Genomic DNA, 22,851 nt, shown 5'->3' with positions numbered 1-22,851 from the left:
CTGTGCCAGTTTTGAAACGACGTGAAATTCGTTATAAATCAATAAGTTAAGCGAAGCGGTTATTTTCATAATCATGCAAATTGCATGACCGAGGGATTTGGTACATGCAACATGCGGGTTTTGCCGGATTGCTAAGCTCATGAATTACCGAGGTTATTTCAATATTGGAGATTACCCCCGCTAAATGACAAAGCCCCGCTGATGCGGGGCTTTGGTTAGTCTCGCAACAACTGTCAACCCGCTGCCGCGCCAGCCGCTGCTGTGCAACCGCCCGCAGGCAAGAACTCTTCCGCAACGTTAGAAGTACATGTCCAGGCACCTGTCCCGGCACGGCTGAGAATGATCGTCTTGCCTATGATGGAGGCAGGTGCCTCTTTGATAGTGCAAGTGATGCTGGCCGTCCCAGCGGCCGCGTCACCCCCAATGGTCATCGTGCAGTTATTGCTCGACGCCGGTACGCCCGTGTTGGCAGCGGTTGGCGTTGTACCTTTATTCAGAAGGTCTTCAACCGGCACCTTCAATGAAGAAGCTTCCGCCAGCCCGACCGTCACCTTCGCCCGCGCCTGGTACTTCGAGTACTGCGGCAACGCAAACGTCGCCAGGATCCCAATGATCGCCACCACGATCAGCAGCTCGATCAGTGTAAAACCCTTTTGCTTATTCATAGACATCTCCCGTGCATGAGTCGAAATCTCATGACCTGAAACGGTCATTGCAGGGCACATGCCAACCCTGGAAGCCCCGCCAGCCCAGGCTTTCCCTGCCGCATGGGATCAACGTCCTACCCCAACAGCCGCACTATCTGACGCTTTTTGTCACCTCTGCTCGCTGGTCAGCCACCGATGCTTGACTAGGCTATAAATCATGAACAGTCCGCGTCCGGTATCCCCATGAATGACATCGCCCTCAGCGGCCTGGCCAAGCAATTGGTGTTGGCTGAACTGATCACCGAACAAAGCGCGCAGCAGGCTTTTCAACAGGCCCAGCGCAACCGAGTGCCCCTGGTCAGCTACCTGGTGCAAAACAAACTGATCCAGAGCCGCCAGGTGGCGGAAATCGCCTCCGAGCATTTTGGTATCGCCCTGCTGGACCTCAACAGCCTAGACAAAGACAACCAGCCCGCCGGCCTGGTCAGCGAGAAACTGGTGCGCCAGCATCACGTGCTGCCGCTGTGGCGGCGCGGCAACAAGCTCTATGTGGGCATTTCCGACCCCACCAATCACCAAGCCATCAACGACATCCAGTTCAGCACCGGCCTGACCACCGAAGCCATCCTGGTGGAAGACGACAAGCTCAGCGATGCCATCGAAAAATTCTTCGAATCCAGCAGCACCGGCCTGGAGGGCATGGCCGACGTCGATCTCGACGGCCTGGACATCGAGTCGATCGACGACCGCAAGCAGGACACTATCGCGGGGCAGGACGGCGACGATGCGCCGGTCGTGCGTTTCGTCAACAAGATGCTGCTGGACGCGATCAAAGGCGGCTCTTCCGACCTGCACTTCGAGCCTTATGAGAAAACCTACCGGGTGCGGGTGCGTACCGACGGCATGCTGCGGGAGGTCGCCAAGCCTCCCATCCAGCTAGCCAACCGCATTGCCGCGCGCTTGAAAGTCATGGCGAGCCTGGACATTTCCGAGCGACGCAAACCCCAGGACGGTCGACTGAAGATGCGCCTGTCGAAGACCAAGTCCATCGACTTCCGGGTCAATACCCTGCCCACGCTGTGGGGGGAAAAAGTGGTGATCCGGATCCTCGATCCCTCCAGCGCGCAAATGGGCATCGATGCCCTGGGCTATGAGCCGGAACAGAAAGACCTGTACATGACAGCCTTGAAGCAACCACAAGGGTTGATCCTGGTGACCGGGCCGACCGGCTCGGGCAAGACCGTGTCGCTCTACACCGGCCTGAACATCCTCAACACCGTGGATATCAATATCTCCACGGCGGAGGACCCGGTGGAAATCAATATGGAAGGCATCAACCAGGTCAACGTGAACCCGCGCCAGGGCTTGGATTTCGCCCATGCCCTGCGCTCGTTCCTGCGTCAGGACCCGGACGTGATCATGGTCGGCGAGATCCGTGACCTGGAAACCGCCGAAATCGCCATCAAGGCCGCCCAGACCGGGCATCTGGTGCTGTCCACCCTACACACCAACAGCGCCGCCGAAACACTGATCCGCCTGCAGAACATGGGCATCCCCGGCTTCAACATTGCCACGGCGGTCCACCTGATCATCGCCCAGCGCCTGGCGCGCAAGCTGTGCGCACAGTGCAAGAGAGCCATCGAGATTCCCGAGGAAACCCTGCTTAAAGAGGGTTTCCCCCGGGAACGCATCGGCTCATTCACGATCTATGAGCCGGTCGGTTGCGAACAGTGCAACAGCGGTTACAAAGGTCGCGTGGGGGTATACGAAGTGGTGAAGAACACGCCAGAGCTGCAACGATTGATCATGGCCGAGGGCAACTCCCTGGAAATCGACCTGCAGATGCGCAAGGACGGCTTTAACGACTTGCGCACCTCGGGGCTGTTCAAAGTGATGCAAGGCATCACCAGCCTCGAAGAAATCAACCGGGTCACCAAGGATTGAACATGGCGGTCAAGGCAGTAAAAACCGACGTCTACACGTGGGAAGGCAAAGACCGCAAAGGCACGAAAATGTCCGGCGAACTGACCGGCCAAAGCCCGGCACTGGTCAAGGCACAGTTGCGCAAGCAGGGCATCAACCCGGGCAAGGTTCGCAAAAAGTCCACCTCGATATTCAGCAAGGGCAAGCGCATAAAGCCGTTGGACATCGCCCTGTTCACCCGCCAGATGGCGACGATGCTCAAGGCCGGGGTGCCGCTGTTGCAGGCGTTCGACATCATTGGCGAGGGCTTCGACAACCCGAATATGCGCAAGTTGGTGGACGAGGTGAAGCAGGAGGTCGCCGCCGGTAACAGCTTCGCCGCCTCGCTGCGCAAATGCCCCCAGTATTTCGACGAGTTGTACTGCAACCTGGTAGATGCCGGTGAGCAGGCCGGTGCCCTGGACACGCTGCTGGACCGCGTCGCGACCTACAAGGAAAAAAGCGAGGCCCTCAAGGCCAAGATCAAGAAAGCCATGACCTATCCTGCCGCGGTGATCGCCGTTGCCGCCGTGGTCACAAGCATCCTGCTGATCAAGGTCGTGCCGCAGTTCGAGTCGGTATTCGCAGGCTTTGGCGCAAAGCTGCCGGCCTTCACGCTGATGGTCATCGGCTTGTCGGAGTTCTTGCAAGAGTGGTGGTGGATGTTGCTGGGCGGGCTGGTGGGTGGGTTCTTCGGCGTGAAATATGCGCTCAAGCGTTCCCAGGCATTTCGTGACTGGCGAGACAAATGGCTGCTCAAGCTGCCCTTGATCGGCACCTTGATGTACAAGTCCGCCGTGGCTCGCTACGCCCGTACGCTGTCGACGACCTTTGCGGCCGGCGTACCATTGGTCGAAGCCCTCGACTCCGTGTCGGGCGCTACCGGCAACGTAGTGTTCAAGCGCGCGGTACAACGCATCCGGCAGGATGTCTCGACCGGCATGCAGTTGAATTTTTCAATGCGCGCTTCCGGCGTTTTCCCGAACCTGGCGATTCAGATGACCGCCATCGGCGAAGAATCAGGCGCGCTGGATGACATGCTCGACAAGGTGGCGAGTTTTTATGAAGCCGAGGTGGATAATCTGGTGGACAACCTCACCAGCCTGATGGAACCCTTCATCATGGTAATCCTGGGGGTGGTGGTCGGTGGCCTTGTGGTTGCCATGTACATGCCCATCTTCCAACTCGGCTCTGCGATCTGACATGCCCCTGAGCGAATTCTTCGTGCTTTATCCCTTGGCTTTCGTGCTGACCGCATTGCTGCTCGGGCTGATCGTCGGCAGCTTTCTCAATGTGCTGGCGTGGCGCCTGCCCAAGATGCTCGACCGTGAATGGCGCCTGCAAGCCCAGGACCTGCTGGGCCTGCCGACGCAAGCCCCTGGCCCGGTCTACAACCTGATGCTGCCTCATTCCCAATGCCCTCATTGCGGCCACCGTATCCGGGCGTGGGAAAATATTCCGCTGCTGAGCTACCTCATGTTGCGCGGCCGTTGTTCGAGTTGCGCCGCGCCCATCGGCAAGCGCTACCCACTGACCGAACTGGCCTGCGGCGCGCTGTCGGCTTTCGTTGCCTGGCATTTCGGCTTCGGCTGGCACGCCGCGATGGCGATGGTGCTGAGCTGGGGCCTGCTGTCCATGAGCCTGATCGACGCCGAGCATCAGCTGCTGCCCGATACCCTCGTGCTGCCGTTGTTGTGGCTGGGGCTGATCGTCAACAGCTTCGAGCTGTTCGTCTCGCTGAACCAGGCATTGTGGGGCGCGGTGGCGGGTTATCTGGCGCTGTGGTCGGTGTTCTGGGTCTTCAAACTGATCACCGGCAAGGAAGGCATGGGCTACGGCGACTTCAAGTTGCTGGCGATGCTGGGAGCCTGGGGGGGCTGGCAAATCTTGCCGCTGACGCTGTTGCTGTCTTCGCTGGTGGGCGCCGTCGTCGGCATTATTGTGCTGCGCATGCGGGACGCGCCGGCCTCGACACAAATCCCCTTCGGCCCCTATCTGGCCATCGCCGGCTGGATTGCGCTGCTCTGGGGTGGTCAAATAACCGACTTCTATTGGCAGTCAGTCGGTTTCTAATGAACAGCCCTGCGAAAAAACCCTGGATTCTCGGCCTGACCGGCGGCATCGGCAGCGGCAAGAGCGCCGCCGCCCAGCATTTCATCGACCTGGGCGTGCACGCGATCGATGCCGATCATGCGGCGCGCTGGGTGGTCGAACCTGGACGCCCGGCACTGGCAAGCATTGCCGAGCACTTCGGCCCTGGCGTGTTGCAGGCAGACGGCGCGCTGGATCGCTCGGCGCTGCGCACGCTGATCTTCGAGAATGCCGATGAGCGTCGTTGGCTGGAAAAGCTGCTGCACCCGCTGATTGCCGAGGAAATTGCCCATCATCTGGGGCAGGCCCAATCGCCCTACGCGATCCTGGTGTCACCGCTGTTGATCGAGTCGGGACAATACGCAATGACCCAGCGGATCCTGGTGATCGACGCGCCTGAACAACTGCAGATCGAACGCACCTTGCAGCGCGACCAGACCAGCGAACAGCAGGTCCAGGCGATCCTCAAGGCCCAATCCAGCCGTCAGGACCGCCTGAACCATGCCGACGATGTGGTGGTCAACGACCGCGATCTCACCTGGCTGCACAGCGAGGTCGAGCGCCTGCATCACTTTTACCTTACCTTGCGTGGAGGCCAACCATGAGCCAACCCCCCATCGTCGATTGCCCAACCTGTGGCGCCCCGGTCGAGTGGACCCCTGAAAGTAAATTCCGGCCATTCTGCTCAGATCGCTGCAAGCTGATCGACCTGGGCGCCTGGGCGTCGGAAGAACACAAGATCCCCGTGGCCCCGGATGCCGAGGATGAGTTGTTCAGCGAAGACTTCAACCCTCGTTCCCACCATTAAACAGCGCAATCAAGGCTTGTCGTCGTCGTTCCAGGGTGCCGACAGGTAGCGCGTGCGGTTGAAAGTCTCCAGCCATTCGGGGCTGAACACCACCAACGCGCTGACCACCATGCCGTTGATGAAAGCCTCGGGAAAAATGATCAGCCAGAGGTAGCCGATGAAATCCCCCAGCCAGTAAGGCATGGCAAATATGCCGTCATGCCAGAGCAGGCCCAGCCCCAGCAGCAGGCAGACCAGCGCCGAAAGCGCGGCAGCCAGGAACCCCGAGCAGAAGATATACACAAACAGGTTGCGCGGCTGGGCACGCTCCACCAGGATCGCGCAACACTCGGTGATCAGCACTGGCAGGAGAACCAACAGCGCGCCGTTGATGCCGACCGCCATCATGTCCTGACGGCCCAGCAGCACCAGCGCGAGCTGCGCGCACAAGCCACCAAGGATCGCCAGCGGCCAGTCCAACAGCAGAGTCACGGCGGTCAGGCCGATGAAGTGATACGAAACGCCCGTGTCGAAGTCTCGTCGCACCAGCCACAACATGAACAGCGCGAACACCGTGCCGAACAACAGATGCTGGCGACGACCGTCGGTAAACAGCTCGACCCACGGAGCACGCGCCACCGCCCAGGCCAGCGCCGGCACATAGATCAGCCAGCCGGCCACCAAGGTCTGCGACGAGAGCAATTCGGCTCCGATCATCGATCTACTCCTTTGGCATGCCCGTGCAACACAGACCCCGTGGTCGCCCCGAGATTCAAGCTGGCAGTCTACACCTCCCCACGGGACGCCATTAATCAACGCAACGCTTTGGGCTTGTAGCAATTGAACGCTAAGCTTGGGTTCATGGATGATTCCGATTATTTACGCCTGCTGACCATCGCGGCCGAGCAGGCCAACGCCTTTCTCTCCAACGCCCGCAAATGGGAGCGTGAGCGGTGGGTCTGCCAGCGCCTGTTGCAAGGGCTCAACGTGCCTTATCGCGCCGACGAATTCGCTCCGGCCGGAGAGCCGCCGGATGTGCTGTTTCGCGACGCCAATTTCGAAGTATTTTTTGTGCTCGACGAGGGCCGTCGTCTCAATGACGAATGGCGCGATGAACTGCAGCGTCGTCGTAGTGCCTTCTCACTGAGCCAACTGGTGCGGCGCGAGGCCAAGCCCCGACGAATTCCCGCCAATGAGTTTCTGATGAGATTGGCACCGACCCTACGCAAGAAAGCCCATAACTACACCGAGCGTGGCATGGACCTGGGCGAACTGGACATCATCGCGTTCGCCAGCCTCAAGCGCGAAGTCCTGGACCTCAACAGCCACTTCCCACCGCCGACCGAATACCTGCGCCAGGGCTGGCGCTCGCTGTCGCTGGTGGGGCCGACGTTCGCCCGGGTGCTGTTCGCCCACCCCGATGCGCCGGACTTCCTGCGAGGCAACCTGGGCCGCAGCATTGTCTTCGACGTGGGGATCAGCCTGTGATTCGCTTGTCGTCTCAGGGCTGTATACGCCGGATAGCCAGACACTGTAACGTCTTCACATTCCGCAACGTCTACCTGACGAGGCCTTTATGACCAGCCGCCTGAACCCAGATGACCAGAAGCATGTCGAAGAGTACCTGCAACTGTCCCAGCACCGAGTCGAGCGCCGGCCTTTCCGGCCGTGGATGCTCCTGGTGGTGGTACTGGCCATCACGATTGGCCTGGGCCTGTTGAGCCGATTGATCAGTTACCTGACGCTATGAGCCGCTTTTTGTCATTGACGCTCGCGCAGGTAACGGCACCGAATTCCTTTAGCCTTGCGAGATATCCCCATGACTCATCGTATTGTCATCGTTGGCGGCGGCGCCGGCGGTCTGGAGTTGGCTACCCGTCTGGGTAAGACCCTGGGCAAGCGTGGCACGGCCAGTGTGATGCTGGTCGACGCGAACCTGACCCACATCTGGAAACCGTTGCTCCACGAAGTAGCGGCCGGCTCCCTCAACTCCTCCGAAGACGAACTCAACTATGTGGCCCAGGCGAAATGGAACCACTTCGAGTTCCAGCTCGGGCGCATGAGCGGCCTGGATCGCGAGAACAAGAGAATCCAACTGGCCGCCACCTATGACGAGGCGGGCGTCGAGCTGTTGCCAGCCCGGGAGCTGGGCTACGACACGCTGGTGATTGCGGTGGGCAGCACCACCAACGATTTCGGCACCGAGGGCGCGGCGCAGCATTGCCTGTTCCTCGATACCCGCAAGCAGGCCGAGCGCTTCCACCAGCAGTTGCTTCACCACTACCTGCGCGCTCACGCCGGGCAGACCGATACCATCGAGCGCATCAGCGTTGCGATCGTCGGCGCCGGTGCGACCGGCGTTGAACTGGCGGCCGAGCTGCACAACGCCGCCCACGAACTGCATGCCTACGGCCTGGACCGGATCAAACCGGAGAACATGCACATCACCCTGATCGAGGCGGGCCCACGGGTCTTGCCGGCACTGCCAGAGCGGATCGGCGGGCCAGTGCACAAAACCCTGGAAAAACTTGGGGTGAATGTCATGACCAACGCCTCCGTCAGCCAGGTGACTGCCGACAGCTTGATTACGGCGGACGGCAAAGTGATCGACGCGAGCCTGAAAGTCTGGGCCGCCGGGATCCGCGCGCCAGAATTCCTCAAGGACATCGACGGACTGGAGACCAACCGGATCAACCAGCTGCAGGTGCTGCCGACACTCCAGACCACTCGCGACGACAACATCTTTGCCTTCGGCGACTGCGCCGCCTGCCCGCAACCGGACAGCGACCGCAACGTCCCACCCCGCGCCCAGGCAGCGCATCAGCAAGCCTCGCTGCTGGCTAAATCGCTGAAGTTGCGGATCGAGGGCAAGGCCTTGCCTGAATACAAATACACTGACTACGGCTCGCTGATCTCGCTGTCGCGCTTTTCGGCGGTGGGTAACCTGATGGGCAACCTGACCGGCAGCGTGATGCTTGAAGGCTGGCTGGCGCGGATGTTCTATGTGTCGTTGTACCGCATGCACCAGATGGCGCTGTACGGGATGTTCCGTACCGCGATGCTGATGCTGGGTAGCAAGATCGGGCGTGGGACCGAGCCACGGTTGAAACTGCACTGACATGACGATCGTTCCCACGCTTCGCGTGGGAACACCGCCCGTCCAGCACTTAGTCGTCAATCAAACCTGAAACCGCTGCACCATCGTGCGCAGCGAGTTTGCAAGCTGCGACAATTCATGGCTGGAGGCACTGGTCTGATCCGCGCCGGAAGCCGAGCGCACGGACAAATCGCGAATATTCACCAGGTTGCGATCAACCTCGCGAGCCACTTGCGCCTGTTCTTCGGCGGCACTGGCGATGACCAGGTTGCGCTCATGGATCTCGCTGACCGATGCCGTAATGGTTTGCAGCGCTTCCCCTGCCCGCTCCGCCATCGCGAGGGTGCTCGCCGCACGGCTGGAACTGGCTTGCATGGAATCCAGCGCCTGGGTGGCACCGCTGCGCATGCCCTGGACCATCTGCTCGATCTCCTGGGTCGATTGCTGCGTGCGATACGCCAGCGCCCGCACCTCGTCGGCAACCACCGCAAACCCCCGCCCGCTCTCTCCCGCCCGGGCCGCTTCAATGGCCGCGTTAAGGGCCAGCAAGTTGGTCTGCTCGGCAATGGCCCGAATCACATCCAGCACTTTGCCGATATCCTGGGATTGGCTGGCCAGTGACTGCACCAGGCCGCCGGTAACCTGAACATCGTTGGCGAGCGCGCTGATGGCGTCGACGGTGTCGCTGACCCGCTCCTGCCCCAACGTCGCCGATTCGCTGGATTGGCGGGTGGCGTCGGAGGTTGAAACGGCGTTGCGCGCGACTTCCTCCACGGCGGTGGTCATCTCGGTGACGGCAGTGGCAGCCTGTTCAATTTCGTTGTTCTGCTGCTGCAGGCTGTGGGTGCTGTCGAGCGTGACGGCGTTCAGCTCATCGGCTGCCGTGGCCAGTTGCGCGGCCGAGCCGCTGATGCCCTGCAACGTCTCACGCAGATTCTGCTGCATGGCCGCCAGCGCCATGAGCAAACGGCTGACTTCATCGTTGCCATGGGTCTCGATCGGCCGGGTCAGGTCACCCCGGGCTACGCTCTGCGCAGCATTCAGCGCCTCGCCCAGGGGCTTGACGATGCTGCGCGTGAGCAACATGGCCAGGGCCACCGTAGCCAGGGCGGCAAGCACAATGAACAGGCTGACGATCATGCGGGAATTGACGTAGTGCTCCTGGGACTTCTGGCTCTCGATCGACACCTGCTTGGAGAATAATTCCGCCAGATCATTGAGCTGTTTGCCCGAACCGTCCACCACGGTTTTCATGTCCACCAGCAACAACTTGATCAGCTCATCCCGACGCCCCTGCTCCGCCAAGGTAAACGACTGGGCGATACCCGAGCGATAGGCGGCGAAAGTCTGTTTGAACTGGTCGTAAAGCGCCTTGCCTTCCGGCGTGACGACCAATTTGTCGTAACTGGCGATTTTTTCGCTCAGTTCTTTATCCCGGGTATCCATCTGGCCGCGATACACCGCAATGTTTTTCGGGTCCTGGTCCAAGGCCATGCGCAGGGAAATGGTGCGAATGCGCAGCATCAATTCACGGATCTCGTCTCCGCCACGGATGCTGGGCAACCACTGGGTTTCCACCGCGACCTCACTGTCGCGAATGCTCGACATCTGTCCCAGCGCAAAGACCCCGAGCAGCGCCACCAGGACGGCGATCAAGGCAAAACCCAGCGCGGCGCGGCGGGCAATATTCAGTTGGCGAAGGAACATGTCGGGCGCCTTTTCTTGTTGTTGGCCTGAAGGTGGGCGATCGATGCTTGCCCTGTTGGCGGGTTATCGGCAGGTTGTACGACGACTTGAAGTCATCGGCTTTTCCGCAGGCAAAAAAAATCCCCGTATCTTTCGATACGAGGATTTTTAATATGGTCGGGGTAAGGGGATTCGAACTCCTGACATCCTGCTCCCAAAGCAGGCGCGCTACCGGACTGCGCTATACCCCGGTAAAAAAAAGGCGACCTTCGCAAGTCGCCTTCCTCGATCAGCGCTTTTGGCCTCTGATCTTAAGATTCGATTCCAGCGAACTGGTTTCAAAAATGGTGGGTCGTGTGGGATTCGAACCTACGACCAATTGGTTAAAAGCCAACTGCTCTACCAACTGAGCTAACGACCCAAATATGGTCGGGGTAAGGGGATTCGAACTCCTGACATCCTGCTCCCAAAGCAGGCGCGCTACCGGACTGCGCTATACCCCGATTGAAATGGCTCCGTGACCAGGACTCGAACCTGGGACCCAATGATTAACAGTCATTTGCTCTACCGACTGAGCTATCACGGAACTGATATTTCAAGTTACTGCTATTTGAAGCTACAACATTGAAGCCAGCTTCAACCTCTTCTACCCGTCAGCATCGCTGCGTTCGTGTGTCTGAGGCGCGCTATTCTACAATCTTCGTAACCTCTGTCAACCCCTTAAATTGCTTTCAAGACAATGATTTGCAACTTATTTTAGGTTCCTTCCCAAAGAGAAGTCGCCCTTGGGGTGACGTACTGCGGGGCGCACTTTACAAGTCTTTTCCTTTGAGTTCAACGGCCTGATGAAAAAAATGGCCTCGCAATGCAAGGCCATTCCAATATCCGGCGATGCCGGCCTTCAGTTGAAGACGATTTCGTCGTTTTCCACGGTACCGGTCACGGTTTCGCCCGGCATGAACCGCCCGGACAGAATCAACTGCGCCAACGGGTTTTCGATCCAGCGCTGGATCGCTCGCTTGAGCGGCCGCGCGCCATAGACCGGGTCGTAACCCACCGCGATCAGCTTGTCCAACGCCTCGTCGCTCAGTTGCAGCTTCAACTCGCGCTCGGTGAGGCGGCTGCGCAGGCGACCCAGCTGGATCTCGGTGATGCCGGCGATCTGATCCCGGGCCAACGGCTCGAAGATCACCACTTCGTCGACACGGTTGATGAACTCCGGCCGGAAGTGCGTAGAGATCGCATCCATCACTGCGGCACGTTGCGCCTCGCGATCGCCGACCAACTCCTGAATCTGCGTCGAGCCCAGGTTGGAGGTCATCACGATCACCGTGTTGCGAAAGTCCACCGTGCGCCCATGACTGTCGGTCAGGCGACCGTCCTCCAGCACTTGCAGCAGGATGTTAAAGACATCCGGGTGCGCTTTCTCGACCTCATCGAGCAATATCACCGAGTACGGCTTGCGACGCACGGCCTCGGTCAGGTAACCGCCCTCTTCATATCCAACATAGCCCGGCGGTGCGCCGATCAAGCGGGCCACGGAGTGCTTCTCCATGAATTCGGACATGTCGATGCGCACCATGGCTTCCTCGGTATCGAAGAGGAACTCGGCCAGCGCCTTGCACAGCTCGGTTTTACCCACACCGGTCGGGCCGAGGAACATGAACGAGCCGCTCGGACGGTTGGGGTCCGACAACCCGGCACGGGACCGGCGCACGGCGTTGGACACCGCCACCACCGCTTCTTCCTGGCCGATCACACGCTGGTGCAACAGGCTTTCCATCTTCAGCAGCTTGTCGCGCTCGCCTTCGAGCATCTTCGAGACCGGAATGCCGGTCCACTTGGACACCACTTCGGCGATTTCTTCCTCGGTGACCTTGCTGCGCAGCAGCTGGTTTTCGCTTTTGCCGTGTTGGTCGACCATCTGCAGGCTGCGCTCCAGGTCCGGGATGACCCCGTATTGCAGCTCGGCCATGCGGTTGAGGTCACCTTTGCGGCGAGCCGCTTCCAGCTCCTGGCGGGATTGTTCGATCTTTTGCTGGATCTGAGCCGAACCCTGGACTTCAGCTTTTTCCGAATTCCAGATCTCTTCGAGATCGGAATATTCGCGCTCGTGACGAACGATTTCTTCCTGCAACCTTTCCAGACGTTTCTTCGCCGCTTCGTCGCTTTCTTTTTTCAGCGCCTGGGACTCGACCTTGAGTTGAATCAAGCGTCGCTCCAACCGATCCAGCACTTCGGGCTTGGAGTCGATTTCCATGCGGATACGGCTGGCGGCCTCGTCGATCAGGTCGATGGCCTTGTCCGGCAACTGACGGTCGGTGATATAGCGATGGCTGAGCTTGGCCGCCGCGATGATCGCGCCATCGGTGATGGCCACTTTGTGGTGGACCTCATAGCGCTCCTTCAGGCCGCGCAAGATGGCGATGGTGTCTTCTTCGCTGGGCTCATCCACCAGCACTTTCTGGAATCGCCGCTCAAGCGCCGCGTCTTTCTCGATGTATTGGCGGTATTCGTTGAGCGTGGTCGCACCGACGCAATGCAGCTCACCACGGGCCAGCGCAGGCTTGAGCATGTTGCCAGCGTCCATCGAGCCTTCGCCCTTGCCGGCGCCAACCATGGTGTGCAATTCATCGATGAATAGAATGATCTGGCCTTCCTGCTTCGACAGTTCATTGAGCAGGGCCTTGAGCCGTTCTTCGAATTCACCGCGATACTTGGCGCCAGCGATCAGCGCCCCCATGTCCAGAGACAGCAGGCGCTTGCCCTTCAGCCCGTCCGGCACTTCGCCGTTGATGATGCGCTGGGCCAAGCCTTCGGCGATGGCGGTCTTACCCACGCCGGGCTCACCGATCAGGACCGGGTTGTTCTTCGTGCGCCGTTGCAGGACCTGGATGGTTCGACGGATTTCATCGTCACGGCCGATCACCGGGTCGAGCTTGCCTTCTTCGGCGCGCTTGGTCAGGTCGACGGTGTATTTATCCAGGGCTTGGCGCGCTTCCTCGTGGTTCGGGTCGTTGACCGCATCGCCCCCGCGCAGGTTGTTGATGGCGTTTTCCAAGGCTTTCTTGCTCACGCCCTGACCGAGCAGCAACTTGCCAAGCTTGCTGTTCTCGTCCATCGCGGCGAGCAACACCAGTTCGCTGGAAATGAACTGGTCGCCCTTCTGCTGGGCCAGGCGGTCGGCCTGGTTGAGCAGCCGCGCCAGATCCTGGGACATGTTCACATCACCGGTCGGATTCTGGATTTTGGGCAACTGGTCGAGTTCTTTGGCCAGTTCCTTGCGCAGGCTGTTGACGTCAAAGCCCACTTGCATCAGCAGCGGCTTGATCGAGCCGCCCTGCTGTTCGAGCATGGCCTGCATCAAATGCGCCGGTTCGATACTGGGATGGTCCAGCCCGACGGCCAAGGACTGGGCGTCGGACAAGGCCAATTGTAATTTGCTGGTTAAACGGTCAATACGCATGGGTCACCTTCCTTTTGAGCAGGCCGGACCTAAGAAACATCCTGAATGAAGAAACCTGCCAGATACCGCTATAGATGTGGCCGATTCTGGAAGATTCAAGCAGCGCACTGTTGATACAGATCAGGAGAGTCTAGCGTTCGAGCCAGATCAAGGAAGCGAAGCGACCGGTGCGCGCGTTGCGGCGATAGGAAAAGAAGCGTGGGTCGGTCACGGTGCACAAGCCGCCACCGTACACGGCGGTAACGCCCCGTGCCGCCAGACGCAGGCGCGCCAGCGCGTAGATATCAGCCAGGAACTTGCCGGTGTTGTGGCTGGGTACGAAGGCTCGCTCTGCGTCGGCCAGTTGCGCAATAAAGGCTTCGCGCACTTCCGGCCCAACTTCGAACGCTTGCGGACCGATGGCCGGGCCGAGCCAGGCAAGGATTTCATCCGCGGGCATGGCAAGGCTATCGAGGGTGGCTTCCAGCACACCGTTCGCCAGTCCGCGCCACCCGGCATGGGCCGCCGCGACATGGGTTGCGGCGCGGTTGCAGAACAACACCGGCAGGCAATCGGCCGTCATTGCCGTGCAAGCGACACCCGGCGTGGCGCTCCAGCTCGCATCAGCGGTAACCACCTGGGTCGGATCAGCCTCGACCACGTCAATACCGTGGACTTGCTGCAGCCAGGTTGGAGTAATCGCGAATCGGTCGGTGAGGCGGCGACGATTTTCAGCGACGTCCGCAGGGTCGTCGCCGACATGGTCGCCCAGGTTGAGGCTGTCGAACGGCGCCAGGCTGACGCCGCCTTCGCGGGTGGTGACGCAGGCTTTGACCCGGGCTGGCGCGGGCCAGTCGGGGAGCAGCCAGTCATTCATCCGATGAACGCCTCGCGGTCCTGCTTGAGCAACGTCAAAAGCCAGACAAAATCATCCGGCAGCGGCGATTCCCAGCTCATGCGCTTGCCGGTCGTCGGGTGATCGAGCTCAAGGAAGCGCGCGTGCAGCGCCTGTCGAGGGAAATTCTTCAGTGATTCCACCATGGTCTGGCTGGCAGCCGGTGGAATACGGAAACGACCGCCATAGGCCGGGTCGCCCACCAATGGGAAATTGATGTGAGCCATGTGCACGCGGATCTGGTGGGTCCGGCCGGTTTCCAGCTTGACCCGCACGTGGGTGTGGGAACGGAAGCGTTCAAGCACGCGGTAGTGGCTGACGGCCTGCTTTCCGCCTTCCATCACGGCCATGCGCTGACGCTGCTGGCCGTGACGGCCGATCGGCGCGTTGATCTTGCCACCGGCGGTGACCACCCCGATCACGATGCACTCATAGATGCGGCTGACGCTCCGGCTTTGCAGCTGTGTCACCAGTTGCGTCTGCGCCTGGATGGTCTTGGCGACCACCATCAGGCCGGTGGTGTCCTTGTCCAGGCGATGGACGATACCGGCGCGCGGCACATTGATGATGCCCGGCACGTGGTGCAGCAAGGCGTTGAGCAGCGTGCCGTCGGCATGACCGGCCGCCGGGTGGACCACCAGGCCCGCAGGCTTGTTGATCACCAGGATATCGTCGTCTTCATAGACGATGTCCAGGGCAATGTCCTGGGCGACCCATTCTCCCTGGGCCTCCTGCTCGGCGGTCAGCTCGAGGACGGCACCGCCATGGACGATGTCGCGCGGGCGGATCACCGCCCCGTCCACCGTCAGGCGGCCGTCCTTGATCCAGGCGGAAAGGCGCGAGCGCGAGTGCTCGGCGAAGAGTTGGGCGGCGACTTGATCGAGGCGTTGGCCGCCCAATTCGGACGGCACCTCTGCGCGAAGTTCTATTTTATCGGACATGCTCGGACTGGGCGTCGGCACAGCCTTTGGTTTCGGCTGCGCGCTTGTGGTTAAATACGGCGTCTTTTGCCCCGAGGCTTTCAACGGGGCGCTCATCATAACAGGACGGCCCCGCCCAAGACAGCGGCCGTCATAGGGACGCAAGCCGCCATGCAAGTGAAACACCTGCTGCTGATCGCCATCCTCGCATTGACTGCTGCTTGCTCGTCGAAGGAAGTCGTAGACGAAAACCTGAGCGAAGTCGAACTGTACCAACAGGCGCAGAACGACCTGGATAACAACAGCTACACCAGCGCCACCGCCAAGCTGAAGGCGCTGGAGTCGCGGTATCCGTTCGGTCGCTACGCCGACCAGGCGCAGTTGGAGCTGATCTACGCCAACTACAAGAACGCCGAGCCGGAAGCTGCCAAGTCCGCCGCCGAGCGCTTCATTCGTCTGCACCCGCAGCACCCGAACGTCGATTACGCTTACTATCTCAAGGGCCTGACCTCCTTCGACCAGGACGTCGGACTGCTGGCGCGCTTCCTGCCGCTGGACATGACCAAGCGTGACCCGGGCGCCGCGCGCGACTCCTACAACGAGTTCGCCCAGCTGACCAGCCGCTTCCCCAACAGCCGTTATTCGCCCGACGCCAAGCAGCGCATGATTTACCTGCGCAACCTGCTGGCGTCCTACGAAATCCACGTGGCTGATTACTACCTGACTCGCCAGGCCTACGTCGCCGCCGCCAACCGTGGCCGATACGTGGTGGAAAACTTCCAGGAAACCCCATCGGTCGGCGACGGCCTGGCGGTGATGACCGAAGCCTACCAGCGCCTGCACCTGGACGAACTTGCGGCCACCAGCCTGGAAACCCTGAAGCTGAACTACCCCGACCACCCTTCCCTGGTCGACGGCCAATTCACCCCACGCGTCGACGAAGCCGACAACCGTTCGTGGCTGAGCAAGGCGACCCTTGGCCTGATCGAGTCCCGTCCTCCGCTGCCACCGGGCGAAACCCGCGCCAACCAGGACGTACAGCGTCAGTTCCAGGATGCCAAGGAAGCCATTCCGAACGAGCTCAAGCCAAAGGATGAAAATGGCGACGTGATCGAAGAGCCAGAGCCTGAAAGCGAGTCCAGCGACCGCTCCTGGTTCAGCTACATGACCTTCGGCCTGTTCGACTGACACACGGCCCGATGAAAAAGGAGACTCGCGAGTCTCCTTTTTTGTGCCTGGGTTTTATTGCGCTGTGCGCCGTTCCTGTCCTTGGCTAAACTGCCTGATCTCTAGCCAAAAAGTCGCCTACCATGCTTCGTCTATTGTTCTGGATCGTACTGATTGCCGCCGCGATATGGCTGTGGCGCAAGTTCAAGGGTGCCTCCTCCGCGTCCAACTCGCCCCGGGAGCAGGACGCGCCGCCGATGGTTCGCTGCGCCCATTGCGGCGTTCACTTGCCACGGGACCGGGCGCTGGAGCTCCAGCAACAATGGTACTGCAGCCAGGCTCATCTCGAGCAAGGCCCGGGCACTCGTGATCGCTAAGGACGAACGCCCTCGCGTCAAACAGGCGCAGCGCCTGCTGCGCCTTTATCACCTGTACCGCCTCAGCATCGGCATCACCCTGGTGCTGTTGATCTCCAGCAACATGGACAACCGCCTGCTGGAGTTCGCCAACGACGACCTGCTACGCAGTGGCAGTTGGTTATACCTGATATTGAACATCCTGCTGGTAGTGTTCCTGGAGAACACTCGCCACCCCGCGCGACTGTTTGGCCTGGCATTGACCGACATATTGCTGCTGTCGTGGCTGTTCTTCGTCGCGGGCGGCGCCCCGAGCGCCATCGGCAACCTGATCATAGTGTCGGTGGCGATCGGCAACACCTTGCTGCGCGGCCGAATCGGCCTTCTGCTCGCCGCCGTGGCCACCCTCGGAATCGTCGGCTCGACTTTCGTGCTCGGCCTCAGCGATTCGAGCCGGCCCAGCAGTTATTTGCAGGCGGGCACCCTGGGCGCCTTGTGCTTTGCCGCCGCGTTGCTCGTGCAGCGCCTGACCCGACGACTGGAAGCGAGCGAGATCCTCGCCGAGCAAAGGGCCAGCGAAGTGCTCAGCCTCGAAGCGCTCAACGCATTGATCCTGCAACGCATGCGCACCGGCATCCTGGTCCTGGATCGTCAACGCAGGGTCCAACTGGCCAATGAAAGCGCCTTGAACCTGCTGGGCATGCATGACCTGATCGGCCAGCGAATCGACGACTCATCGAGCGCCCTGGTCGAACGACTGCAACTATGGCTGAACAACCCCAGCCTGCGGCCGCAAAGCCTGACCATCAGCGGCAGCGGCCTGAGGTTGCAGCCCAGCTTTATCGCCCTGGGATCGCAGGATCAGCAGCAGATCCTGGTATTTCTCGAAGATCTGGCCCAGGTGGCCCAACACGCCCAGCAACTGAAGTTGGCTTCCCTCGGTCGCCTCACCGCCGGTATCGCCCATGAAATCCGCAACCCGCTGGGAGCGATCAGCCACGCTGCGCAATTGCTGCGCGAGTCCGAGGAACTGAACGACGCGGACCGGCGTCTGACGCAGATTATTCAAGATCACTCCCAACGTATGAATCGCGTCATCGAGAATGTCCTGCAGCTGTCACGCCGCCAGCAAACCGCGCCCCAACGCCTGGATCTACGCACCTGGTTGGAGCAATTCGTCCAACAGGCCAGGGAAAGCGCCGCGCAACACCAACAGTTGCACCTGGACATCGCTCCAGGCGACTACATCACCCTGATGGACCCCGGCCAGCTGGCCCAGGTGCTGGATAACCTGCTGCGCAACGCCTGGCGCCACAGCGCAATGGCCCATGAACAGGCCGAGGCGTGGCTGGAGCTATTCATCGATCCCCGCAGTCAACTGGCGACACTGGACATCCGCGACAACGGCCCCGGCGTGACACCTGACCAGCAGACACACCTGTTCGAACCGTTCTTCACCACCAGCAACCAGGGCACCGGCCTTGGGCTCTATCTGTCCCGTGAGCTGTGCGAAAGCAACCAGGCCCGCCTAGACTTCAAACCACGCCAAGGCGGCGGCTGCTTTCGCATCACCTTTGCTCACGGACGGAAACAGATTTGAATACACGCTCACGGCAACGAATCCTGGTCGTCGATGACGAGCCGGACATCCGCGAACTCCTGGAAATGACCCTGGGAAGGATGAAACTCGACACCCGCAGCGCCAAGAACCTGGCCGAGGCGCAATCCGCCCTGGCGGGCGAAGCCTTCGACCTGTGCCTGACCGACATGCGCCTGCCCGATGGCACCGGCCTGGAACTTGTGAAACATATCCAGAAACGTTATCCCCAACTGCCCGTGGCGATGATCACCGCCTACGGCAGCCTGGACGTCGCCATCGACGCCCTCAAGGCCGGCGCCTTCGATTTCCTGACCAAGCCCGTAGACCTGACTCGTCTGCGGGAACTGGTCGGCAGCGCCCTGCGCCTTTCAGCCGGCATCCCGCCCGCCGCCACCGTCGAACGCTGTCTATTGGGCGATTCGCCACCGATGCGCAGCGTGCGCAAGCACATCGAAAAACTGGCCCGCAGCCAGGCGCCGGTGTACATCAGCGGCGAATCGGGTTGCGGCAAGGAACTGGTCGCCCGCCTGATCCACGAGCAAGGGCCCCGTGCCAGTCAGCACTTCGTGCCTGTCAATTGTGGGGCGATTCCCAATGAGCTAATGGAAAGCGAGTTTTTCGGCCATCGAAAAGGCAGCTTTACCGGCGCCATCGAAGACAAACCCGGACTGTTCCAGGCCGCGCACGGCGGAACGCTGTTCCTCGATGAAGTGGCCGACCTGCCGCTGGCGATGCAGGTCAAACTCTTGCGCGCCATCCAGGAGAAAGCCGTTCGCGCCGTCGGAGGCCAGCAGGAAGAAGTGGTGGACGTACGAATCCTCTGTGCCACCCATAAAGACCTGGACGCTGAAGTCGCCGCCGGGCGCTTTCGCCAGGATTTGTACTACCGACTGAACGTCATCGAACTGCGCGTCCCGCCCCTGCGCGAACGCCGTGAAGACATCGAACCGCTGGCCAACCACATGCTCCAGCGCCTGGCCGCCAGCACTGGCAACCCTGTGGCGAAGCTGCACCCACAAGCACTCGAGGCTCTGCGCAACTATCGTTTTCCGGGCAACGTGCGGGAATTGGAAAACATGCTGGAAAGGGCCTATACCCTTTGCGAACACCATCAGATCGAGGCCGATGACCTGCGCCTTGCCGAGAGCTACGCGGGTGGCGACGTGGCCAATGCCGACCTGGTGCGGGTCGACAACCTGGAAGACTACCTCGAAGACGTTGAACGCAAGGTCATCCTTCAGGCGCTGGAGGAAACCCGCTGGAATCGCACGGCGGCGGCACAACGATTGAAGTTGTCGTTTCGGTCGATGCGATATCGGTTGAAGAAGTTGGGGTTGGATTAGCTCAAAGCTTGGGGTTCATGCTCATCCCGTGGCGAGGGAGCTTGCTCCCGCTGGGCTGCAACGCAGCCCTAATCTGGCACCTCGCTGTATCAGGCGGACCGAGTCGTTGCTGTTGGGGCTGCTGCGCTGCTCAGCGGGAGCAAGCTCCCTCGCCACATGGGTTGTGATTACCGCAGAGGCGCCGTCTACCGCCCGGTCACCGGCACCTGCTCGTCCAGCACTCGATTGGCGAGCAATTCACCCAGTTCAATCAGTTGCTGTACGCCTAGGGCGATTTGTCGATGGTGCGCTTGGTGGCTTCATCGAGCCCTTCTGGGTTAAGGCTGGCGTCAGGAGAGGCTTTATTGTTTTCTGAAGGTGAAGAAGGCTTGCCATACATTGCGGTACTCCAAAGAGGAATGGATTACCAAGTTAGCGGGCCGCGACGCCCGGACGCTGAATTGGCAGCGACGGGAATAGGTTAGCGAGAGTTCTTCCCACCCGGCAACCGCCAGACCTTGTCGGATAATTCGGCTTGATTGAGGACGCTGTCCGACCATTCCGACAAATTTTGGCCAGTTGTTTAGGCCTCCATCGCTGGTGTGTATATCCGTTTCTGCGGTAACGACCACGGGCGGTTCCGCTCTTACAGCGGGTCACTTTTGGAAGAGCGCCAAAAGTAACCAAAAGCGCTTTGCCCCACCACTCGGCACCTCGCCTAGGCGAGGTGTTCCCTCACTCCGGCATTGCTCCGTGGGCCCGCCGCGAAGGGCCATCCATGGCCCAGCGCGGCTATCCCGGCATCCATGCCGGGATGCCCACTACACAATGCCTGCGTTCGGCCAGCGTGGTTTAACGGGGCGTATAGATCAAAATCAAAAGCAGAGCAACAGCAACAGCAACAGCAACAGCAACAGCAACAGCAACAGCAACAGCGGACGGCCCCGCATTAGCTTGATGACGATCTACAGATTTGTGGGCCACCGCAAATCCCACAATTTGGATTGGAGTGTGACTGCCGTTGATTTTGATTTTGATCTGAGGCGCCCCGTTAACCACGATGGCTGAACGCAGGCCTTGCGCAGTGGGCACCTCGGCATGGATGCCGAGGTAGCCGCGCTGGGCCATGGATGGCCCTTCGCGGCGGCCCGCTGAGCAAGGCCGGAGTGAAGGCATGCCGAGCCTAGGCGAGGCACCGAGTGGTGGGGCAAAGCCTTTTTGGTTACTTTTTTGGCGTCTGAAAAAAGTGACCCGCCGTAAGGGCGGAACCCTAAGCAGCCATTACCGCAGATATGGATATGTACCCGGTCACAACTACAACCGCCCACCCGGCGCATAAGGCACAGGATCAACCACCGGCTCGCGCCCCAACATCAAATCCACAAACAACCGACACGAAGCCGGCGCCAGCACCAGCCCATTGCGATAATGCCCACAGTTCAACCAAAGCCCCGCAAACCCCGGCACTTCGCCAATATAGGGAATCCCTTTCGGCGACCCAGGCCGCAACCCCGCCCAGTGCCCAACCACCTCGGCATCGGCAAGCTCAGGAATAAGCGCCACCGCCGAAGCCTTGAGGCTCTCCAGCGCGGCATCGGTCGGCGTCTTGTCAAAGCCCTCACGCTCCAGCGTACTGCCAACCAAGATGTGTCCATCACGACGTGGAATCGCGTAGCGCCCCTTGGCCAGGACCATGCTCGACAAAAAATCCTCCGCGCATTTGTACAGGATCATCTGCCCCTTCACCGGTTCGACCGGTAACTTCAAGCCCAATGTCTTGAGCAGCTCGCCACTCCAGGCGCCAGCCGCCAATACCACTTGATCGCCGCGAATCGCTCCAGCCGAGCTGTCCACTCCCACCACGCGCTCACCGTCGCGTATGAATCCCCGGACTTCGCAGTGCTCATGGAGCGTGACGTTGGGCAGCGCTGCCAACGCGGCCTTGAGGGATTTCACCAGCCGGGGATTACGCACGTTAGCCACGTCGGCCATGTAGATCGCCCGGAAAAACCCTGAGCCCAGCACCGGCACGGCGTCGTGAACCGCCGAGATATCCACGGCGCGCAACGGACGCCCTTCCCGCTCGGCCCAGGCCAGCGCTTCGTCCTGGTCATCGAGGTCGAGCCAATACAGCCCGGTGACATGCACCTGTGGATCAATCCCGGTGGCGGCAAACAAGCGCTCGCCCAGCTGTGGATAAAAATTCTGTGACCAATGGGCCAGCGCGGTGACCGCCGGGCTATAACGCCACGGGTACAACGGCGAAACGATACCGCCACCCGCCCAGGATGACTCCTGCCCAACGCCGGAGCGATCCAGCAGCACGACGCGCTGCCCCTCGCAGGCCAGATTGAATGCGGTCAGAAGGCCAATCACCCCACCGCCGACGATCACCACTTGCTGTTGCCTGGTCATGTTCTGTTTCGACTCATTAGACAAAGGGCGCAACGCCGCGTCCATCAATAGAAAACTCAGCGGCCCCAGCAGTCCTTGACGGTCACCCCGGCAGCGGCGTTCGCGATGTCCCGCTTGCCCGTGTTGTTGATCGTGAAATCACCGCACTTGTCCGCGGCCATGGACGAGCCGCTCCTGCGCGCGGCCGTCAACGTGAAGGTCTGGTCCGTCAAGGTCGTAGGGGTAATGGTGTAGAAATCATTCCCAGTGCTCAGGCCGGTCGCGTTGGAATAGACGTTGTTCTTCGAGTAGTGACGCTCGAGGATCTGCGCCTGCTCCGACAGCAGCGAGGCAATCTCGGTACGCCGGGCCTTTTTAATGTATTCGGTCAGGCTCGGATAGCCGATGGTGATCACGATACCGATGATCGCGATGACAATCATGATTTCGATCAAGGTGAAACCTCGGTTGGATCTGTGCAT

General features: G+C 60.4%; 20 protein-coding genes, 4 tRNA genes and 3 pseudogenes. 12 read left to right on the top strand and 15 right to left on the bottom strand.

Annotation, left to right across the window (positions count from 1 at the left end; translation table 11 throughout):
- Nucleotides 1-233: 233 nt before the first annotated feature.
- On the bottom strand, nucleotides 234-665 hold the full coding sequence (locus DOCECA_RS00615) for a pilin (RefSeq protein ID WP_420767618.1): 432 nt from the start codon (nucleotides 663-665) through the stop codon (nucleotides 234-236).
- 225 nt (nucleotides 666-890) lie between these two features.
- Here DOCECA_RS00615 and pilB point away from each other — a divergent pair, with 225 nt between their 5' ends.
- The 5 genes from pilB to yacG are packed head-to-tail and all read left to right on the top strand — an operon-like array spanning nucleotide 891 to nucleotide 5,508.
- Nucleotides 891-2,591, top strand: a complete 1,701-nt coding sequence (pilB, locus tag DOCECA_RS00610; RefSeq protein ID WP_434649994.1) for a type IV-A pilus assembly ATPase PilB — start codon at nucleotides 891-893, stop codon at nucleotides 2,589-2,591.
- Nucleotides 2,592-2,593: 2 nt separating this feature from the next.
- Nucleotides 2,594-3,811 (top strand): type II secretion system F family protein, encoded by a 1,218-nt coding sequence (locus tag DOCECA_RS00605; protein ID WP_420767620.1) that lies wholly within the window; start codon nucleotides 2,594-2,596, stop codon nucleotides 3,809-3,811.
- A gap of 1 nt (nucleotide 3,812) precedes the next feature.
- Nucleotides 3,813-4,682 carry a prepilin peptidase gene (locus DOCECA_RS00600; RefSeq protein WP_434649993.1) on the top strand — a complete coding sequence of 290 codons (870 nt, stop codon included), beginning with the start codon at nucleotides 3,813-3,815 and terminating at the stop codon, nucleotides 4,680-4,682.
- The gene (gene coaE, locus DOCECA_RS00595; protein ID WP_420767622.1) at nucleotides 4,682-5,305 is read left to right on the top strand and encodes a dephospho-CoA kinase; all 624 of its coding nucleotides are present in this window, start codon (nucleotides 4,682-4,684) and stop codon (nucleotides 5,303-5,305) included. Before DOCECA_RS00600 ends, coaE begins: the two co-directional genes overlap by 1 nt.
- A complete protein-coding gene (gene yacG, locus DOCECA_RS00590; RefSeq protein WP_030140256.1) occupies nucleotides 5,302-5,508 on the top strand; it encodes a DNA gyrase inhibitor YacG in 207 nt (68 codons plus the stop codon). Before coaE ends, yacG begins: the two co-directional genes overlap by 4 nt.
- A 9-nt stretch (nucleotides 5,509-5,517) precedes the next feature.
- Here yacG and DOCECA_RS00585 read toward each other — a convergent pair whose 3' ends face one another.
- Nucleotides 5,518-6,204 (bottom strand): energy-coupling factor ABC transporter permease, encoded by a 687-nt coding sequence (locus DOCECA_RS00585; protein ID WP_420767623.1) that lies wholly within the window; start codon nucleotides 6,202-6,204, stop codon nucleotides 5,518-5,520.
- Nucleotides 6,205-6,348: 144 nt separating this feature from the next.
- Between DOCECA_RS00585 and DOCECA_RS00580 the strand changes: the two genes are divergently transcribed.
- The 3 genes from DOCECA_RS00580 (at nucleotide 6,349) to DOCECA_RS00570 (ending at nucleotide 8,605) form a co-directional block, all read left to right on the top strand.
- A complete protein-coding gene (locus tag DOCECA_RS00580; protein WP_030140261.1) occupies nucleotides 6,349-6,975 on the top strand; it encodes a DUF1780 domain-containing protein in 627 nt (208 codons plus the stop codon).
- A gap of 88 nt (nucleotides 6,976-7,063) precedes the next feature.
- Entirely contained in the window at nucleotides 7,064-7,237 is a 174-nt protein-coding gene (locus DOCECA_RS00575) for a DUF3094 family protein (RefSeq protein WP_039593877.1), read from the top strand.
- A 69-nt stretch (nucleotides 7,238-7,306) separates the two neighbouring features.
- On the top strand, nucleotides 7,307-8,605 hold the full coding sequence (locus DOCECA_RS00570; protein WP_420767624.1) for an NAD(P)/FAD-dependent oxidoreductase: 1,299 nt from the start codon (nucleotides 7,307-7,309) through the stop codon (nucleotides 8,603-8,605).
- Nucleotides 8,606-8,665: 60 nt separating this feature from the next.
- On the opposite strand, the pseudogene DOCECA_RS00565 reads toward DOCECA_RS00570, so the two are convergent.
- The 9 genes and pseudogenes from DOCECA_RS00565 to rluD all read right to left on the bottom strand — a co-directional run.
- Nucleotides 8,666-9,265: pseudogene (locus DOCECA_RS00565) on the bottom strand (methyl-accepting chemotaxis protein); the annotation flags it as partial.
- A 303-nt stretch (nucleotides 9,266-9,568) separates the two neighbouring features.
- Nucleotides 9,569-10,291 (bottom strand): annotated as a pseudogene (locus DOCECA_RS00560) (MCP four helix bundle domain-containing protein); the annotation flags it as partial.
- Nucleotides 10,292-10,444: 153 nt separating this feature from the next.
- Nucleotides 10,445-10,521, bottom strand: a tRNA-Pro gene (locus DOCECA_RS00555).
- A 94-nt stretch (nucleotides 10,522-10,615) separates the two neighbouring features.
- Nucleotides 10,616-10,691: transfer RNA gene (locus DOCECA_RS00550), tRNA-Lys, on the bottom strand.
- Nucleotides 10,692-10,696: 5 nt separating this feature from the next.
- Nucleotides 10,697-10,773, bottom strand: a tRNA-Pro gene (locus tag DOCECA_RS00545).
- A 7-nt stretch (nucleotides 10,774-10,780) separates the two neighbouring features.
- Nucleotides 10,781-10,856, bottom strand: a tRNA-Asn gene (locus tag DOCECA_RS00540).
- 315 nt (nucleotides 10,857-11,171) lie between these two features.
- A complete protein-coding gene (gene clpB, locus DOCECA_RS00535; protein ID WP_420767625.1) occupies nucleotides 11,172-13,736 on the bottom strand; it encodes an ATP-dependent chaperone ClpB in 2,565 nt (854 codons plus the stop codon).
- Nucleotides 13,737-13,866: 130 nt separating this feature from the next.
- Nucleotides 13,867-14,592, bottom strand: a complete 726-nt coding sequence (gene pgeF / locus DOCECA_RS00530; protein WP_434562252.1) for a peptidoglycan editing factor PgeF — start codon at nucleotides 14,590-14,592, stop codon at nucleotides 13,867-13,869.
- On the bottom strand, nucleotides 14,589-15,551 hold the full coding sequence (rluD, locus tag DOCECA_RS00525; protein ID WP_420767627.1) for a 23S rRNA pseudouridine(1911/1915/1917) synthase RluD: 963 nt from the start codon (nucleotides 15,549-15,551) through the stop codon (nucleotides 14,589-14,591). The genes pgeF and rluD overlap by 4 nt, the downstream gene beginning before the upstream one ends.
- 150 nt (nucleotides 15,552-15,701) lie before the next feature.
- Here rluD and DOCECA_RS00520 point away from each other — a divergent pair, with 150 nt between their 5' ends.
- The 4 genes from DOCECA_RS00520 (at nucleotide 15,702) to DOCECA_RS00505 (ending at nucleotide 19,996) form a co-directional block, all read left to right on the top strand.
- Nucleotides 15,702-16,718 (top strand): outer membrane protein assembly factor BamD, encoded by a 1,017-nt coding sequence (locus DOCECA_RS00520; RefSeq protein WP_420767628.1) that lies wholly within the window; start codon nucleotides 15,702-15,704, stop codon nucleotides 16,716-16,718.
- Nucleotides 16,719-16,840: 122 nt separating this feature from the next.
- A complete protein-coding gene (locus DOCECA_RS00515) occupies nucleotides 16,841-17,074 on the top strand; it encodes a PP0621 family protein (protein WP_420767629.1) in 234 nt (77 codons plus the stop codon).
- Nucleotides 17,064-18,653, top strand: a complete 1,590-nt coding sequence (locus DOCECA_RS00510; RefSeq protein WP_445571304.1) for a two-component system sensor histidine kinase NtrB — start codon at nucleotides 17,064-17,066, stop codon at nucleotides 18,651-18,653. Before DOCECA_RS00515 ends, DOCECA_RS00510 begins: the two co-directional genes overlap by 11 nt.
- A 65-nt stretch (nucleotides 18,654-18,718) precedes the next feature.
- On the top strand, nucleotides 18,719-19,996 hold the full coding sequence (locus DOCECA_RS00505) for a sigma-54-dependent transcriptional regulator (RefSeq protein ID WP_434651097.1): 1,278 nt from the start codon (nucleotides 18,719-18,721) through the stop codon (nucleotides 19,994-19,996).
- A 185-nt stretch (nucleotides 19,997-20,181) separates the two neighbouring features.
- Here DOCECA_RS00505 and DOCECA_RS00500 read toward each other — a convergent pair whose 3' ends face one another.
- From DOCECA_RS00500 to DOCECA_RS00485, 4 genes and pseudogenes are all read right to left on the bottom strand, one after another.
- Nucleotides 20,182-20,250: a hypothetical protein gene (locus DOCECA_RS00500; protein ID WP_434564077.1), complete on the bottom strand. Its 69-nt coding sequence runs from the start codon at nucleotides 20,248-20,250 to the stop codon at nucleotides 20,182-20,184.
- Between the two features lie 754 nt (nucleotides 20,251-21,004).
- Nucleotides 21,005-21,103 (bottom strand): annotated as a pseudogene (locus DOCECA_RS00495) (nucleoid-structuring protein H-NS); the annotation flags it as partial.
- 186 nt (nucleotides 21,104-21,289) lie between these two features.
- Nucleotides 21,290-22,390, bottom strand: coding sequence for a glycine oxidase ThiO (thiO, locus tag DOCECA_RS00490; RefSeq protein WP_445571303.1), 1,101 nt, complete (start codon nucleotides 22,388-22,390; stop codon nucleotides 21,290-21,292).
- 56 nt (nucleotides 22,391-22,446) lie between these two features.
- Nucleotides 22,447-22,851, bottom strand: coding sequence for a type IV pilin protein (locus DOCECA_RS00485; protein ID WP_445571302.1), 405 nt, complete (start codon nucleotides 22,849-22,851; stop codon nucleotides 22,447-22,449).

The organism is Pseudomonas sp. E102 (assembly GCF_052660185.1).
The sequence above is the reverse complement of the archived record's forward strand: the minus strand, read 5'-3'. Positions and strand labels throughout refer to the sequence as shown.

Excerpts from the sequence above, each read along its gene's own strand:
- DOCECA_RS00615 (WP_420767618.1), bottom strand. The coding sequence starts at position 665 with ATGAATAAGCAAAAGGGTTTTACACTGATCGAGCTGCTGATCGTGGTG.
- pilB (WP_434649994.1), top strand. The coding sequence starts at position 891 with ATGAATGACATCGCCCTCAGCGGCCTGGCCAAGCAATTGGTGTTGGCT.
- DOCECA_RS00605 (WP_420767620.1), top strand. The coding sequence starts at position 2,594 with ATGGCGGTCAAGGCAGTAAAAACCGACGTCTACACGTGGGAAGGCAAA.
- DOCECA_RS00600 (WP_434649993.1), top strand. The coding sequence starts at position 3,813 with ATGCCCCTGAGCGAATTCTTCGTGCTTTATCCCTTGGCTTTCGTGCTG.
- coaE (WP_420767622.1), top strand. The coding sequence starts at position 4,682 with ATGAACAGCCCTGCGAAAAAACCCTGGATTCTCGGCCTGACCGGCGGC.
- yacG (WP_030140256.1), top strand. The coding sequence starts at position 5,302 with ATGAGCCAACCCCCCATCGTCGATTGCCCAACCTGTGGCGCCCCGGTC.
- DOCECA_RS00585 (WP_420767623.1), bottom strand. The coding sequence starts at position 6,204 with ATGATCGGAGCCGAATTGCTCTCGTCGCAGACCTTGGTGGCCGGCTGG.
- DOCECA_RS00580 (WP_030140261.1), top strand. The coding sequence starts at position 6,349 with ATGGATGATTCCGATTATTTACGCCTGCTGACCATCGCGGCCGAGCAG.
- DOCECA_RS00575 (WP_039593877.1), top strand. The coding sequence starts at position 7,064 with ATGACCAGCCGCCTGAACCCAGATGACCAGAAGCATGTCGAAGAGTAC.
- DOCECA_RS00570 (WP_420767624.1), top strand. The coding sequence starts at position 7,307 with ATGACTCATCGTATTGTCATCGTTGGCGGCGGCGCCGGCGGTCTGGAG.
- clpB (WP_420767625.1), bottom strand. The coding sequence starts at position 13,736 with ATGCGTATTGACCGTTTAACCAGCAAATTACAATTGGCCTTGTCCGAC.
- pgeF (WP_434562252.1), bottom strand. The coding sequence starts at position 14,592 with ATGAATGACTGGCTGCTCCCCGACTGGCCCGCGCCAGCCCGGGTCAAA.
- rluD (WP_420767627.1), bottom strand. The coding sequence starts at position 15,551 with ATGTCCGATAAAATAGAACTTCGCGCAGAGGTGCCGTCCGAATTGGGC.
- DOCECA_RS00520 (WP_420767628.1), top strand. The coding sequence starts at position 15,702 with ATGCAAGTGAAACACCTGCTGCTGATCGCCATCCTCGCATTGACTGCT.
- DOCECA_RS00515 (WP_420767629.1), top strand. The coding sequence starts at position 16,841 with ATGCTTCGTCTATTGTTCTGGATCGTACTGATTGCCGCCGCGATATGG.
- DOCECA_RS00505 (WP_434651097.1), top strand. The coding sequence starts at position 18,719 with ATGACCCTGGGAAGGATGAAACTCGACACCCGCAGCGCCAAGAACCTG.
- thiO (WP_445571303.1), bottom strand. The coding sequence starts at position 22,390 with ATGACCAGGCAACAGCAAGTGGTGATCGTCGGCGGTGGGGTGATTGGC.
- DOCECA_RS00485 (WP_445571302.1), bottom strand. The coding sequence starts at position 22,851 with ATGCACAGATCCAACCGAGGTTTCACCTTGATCGAAATCATGATTGTC.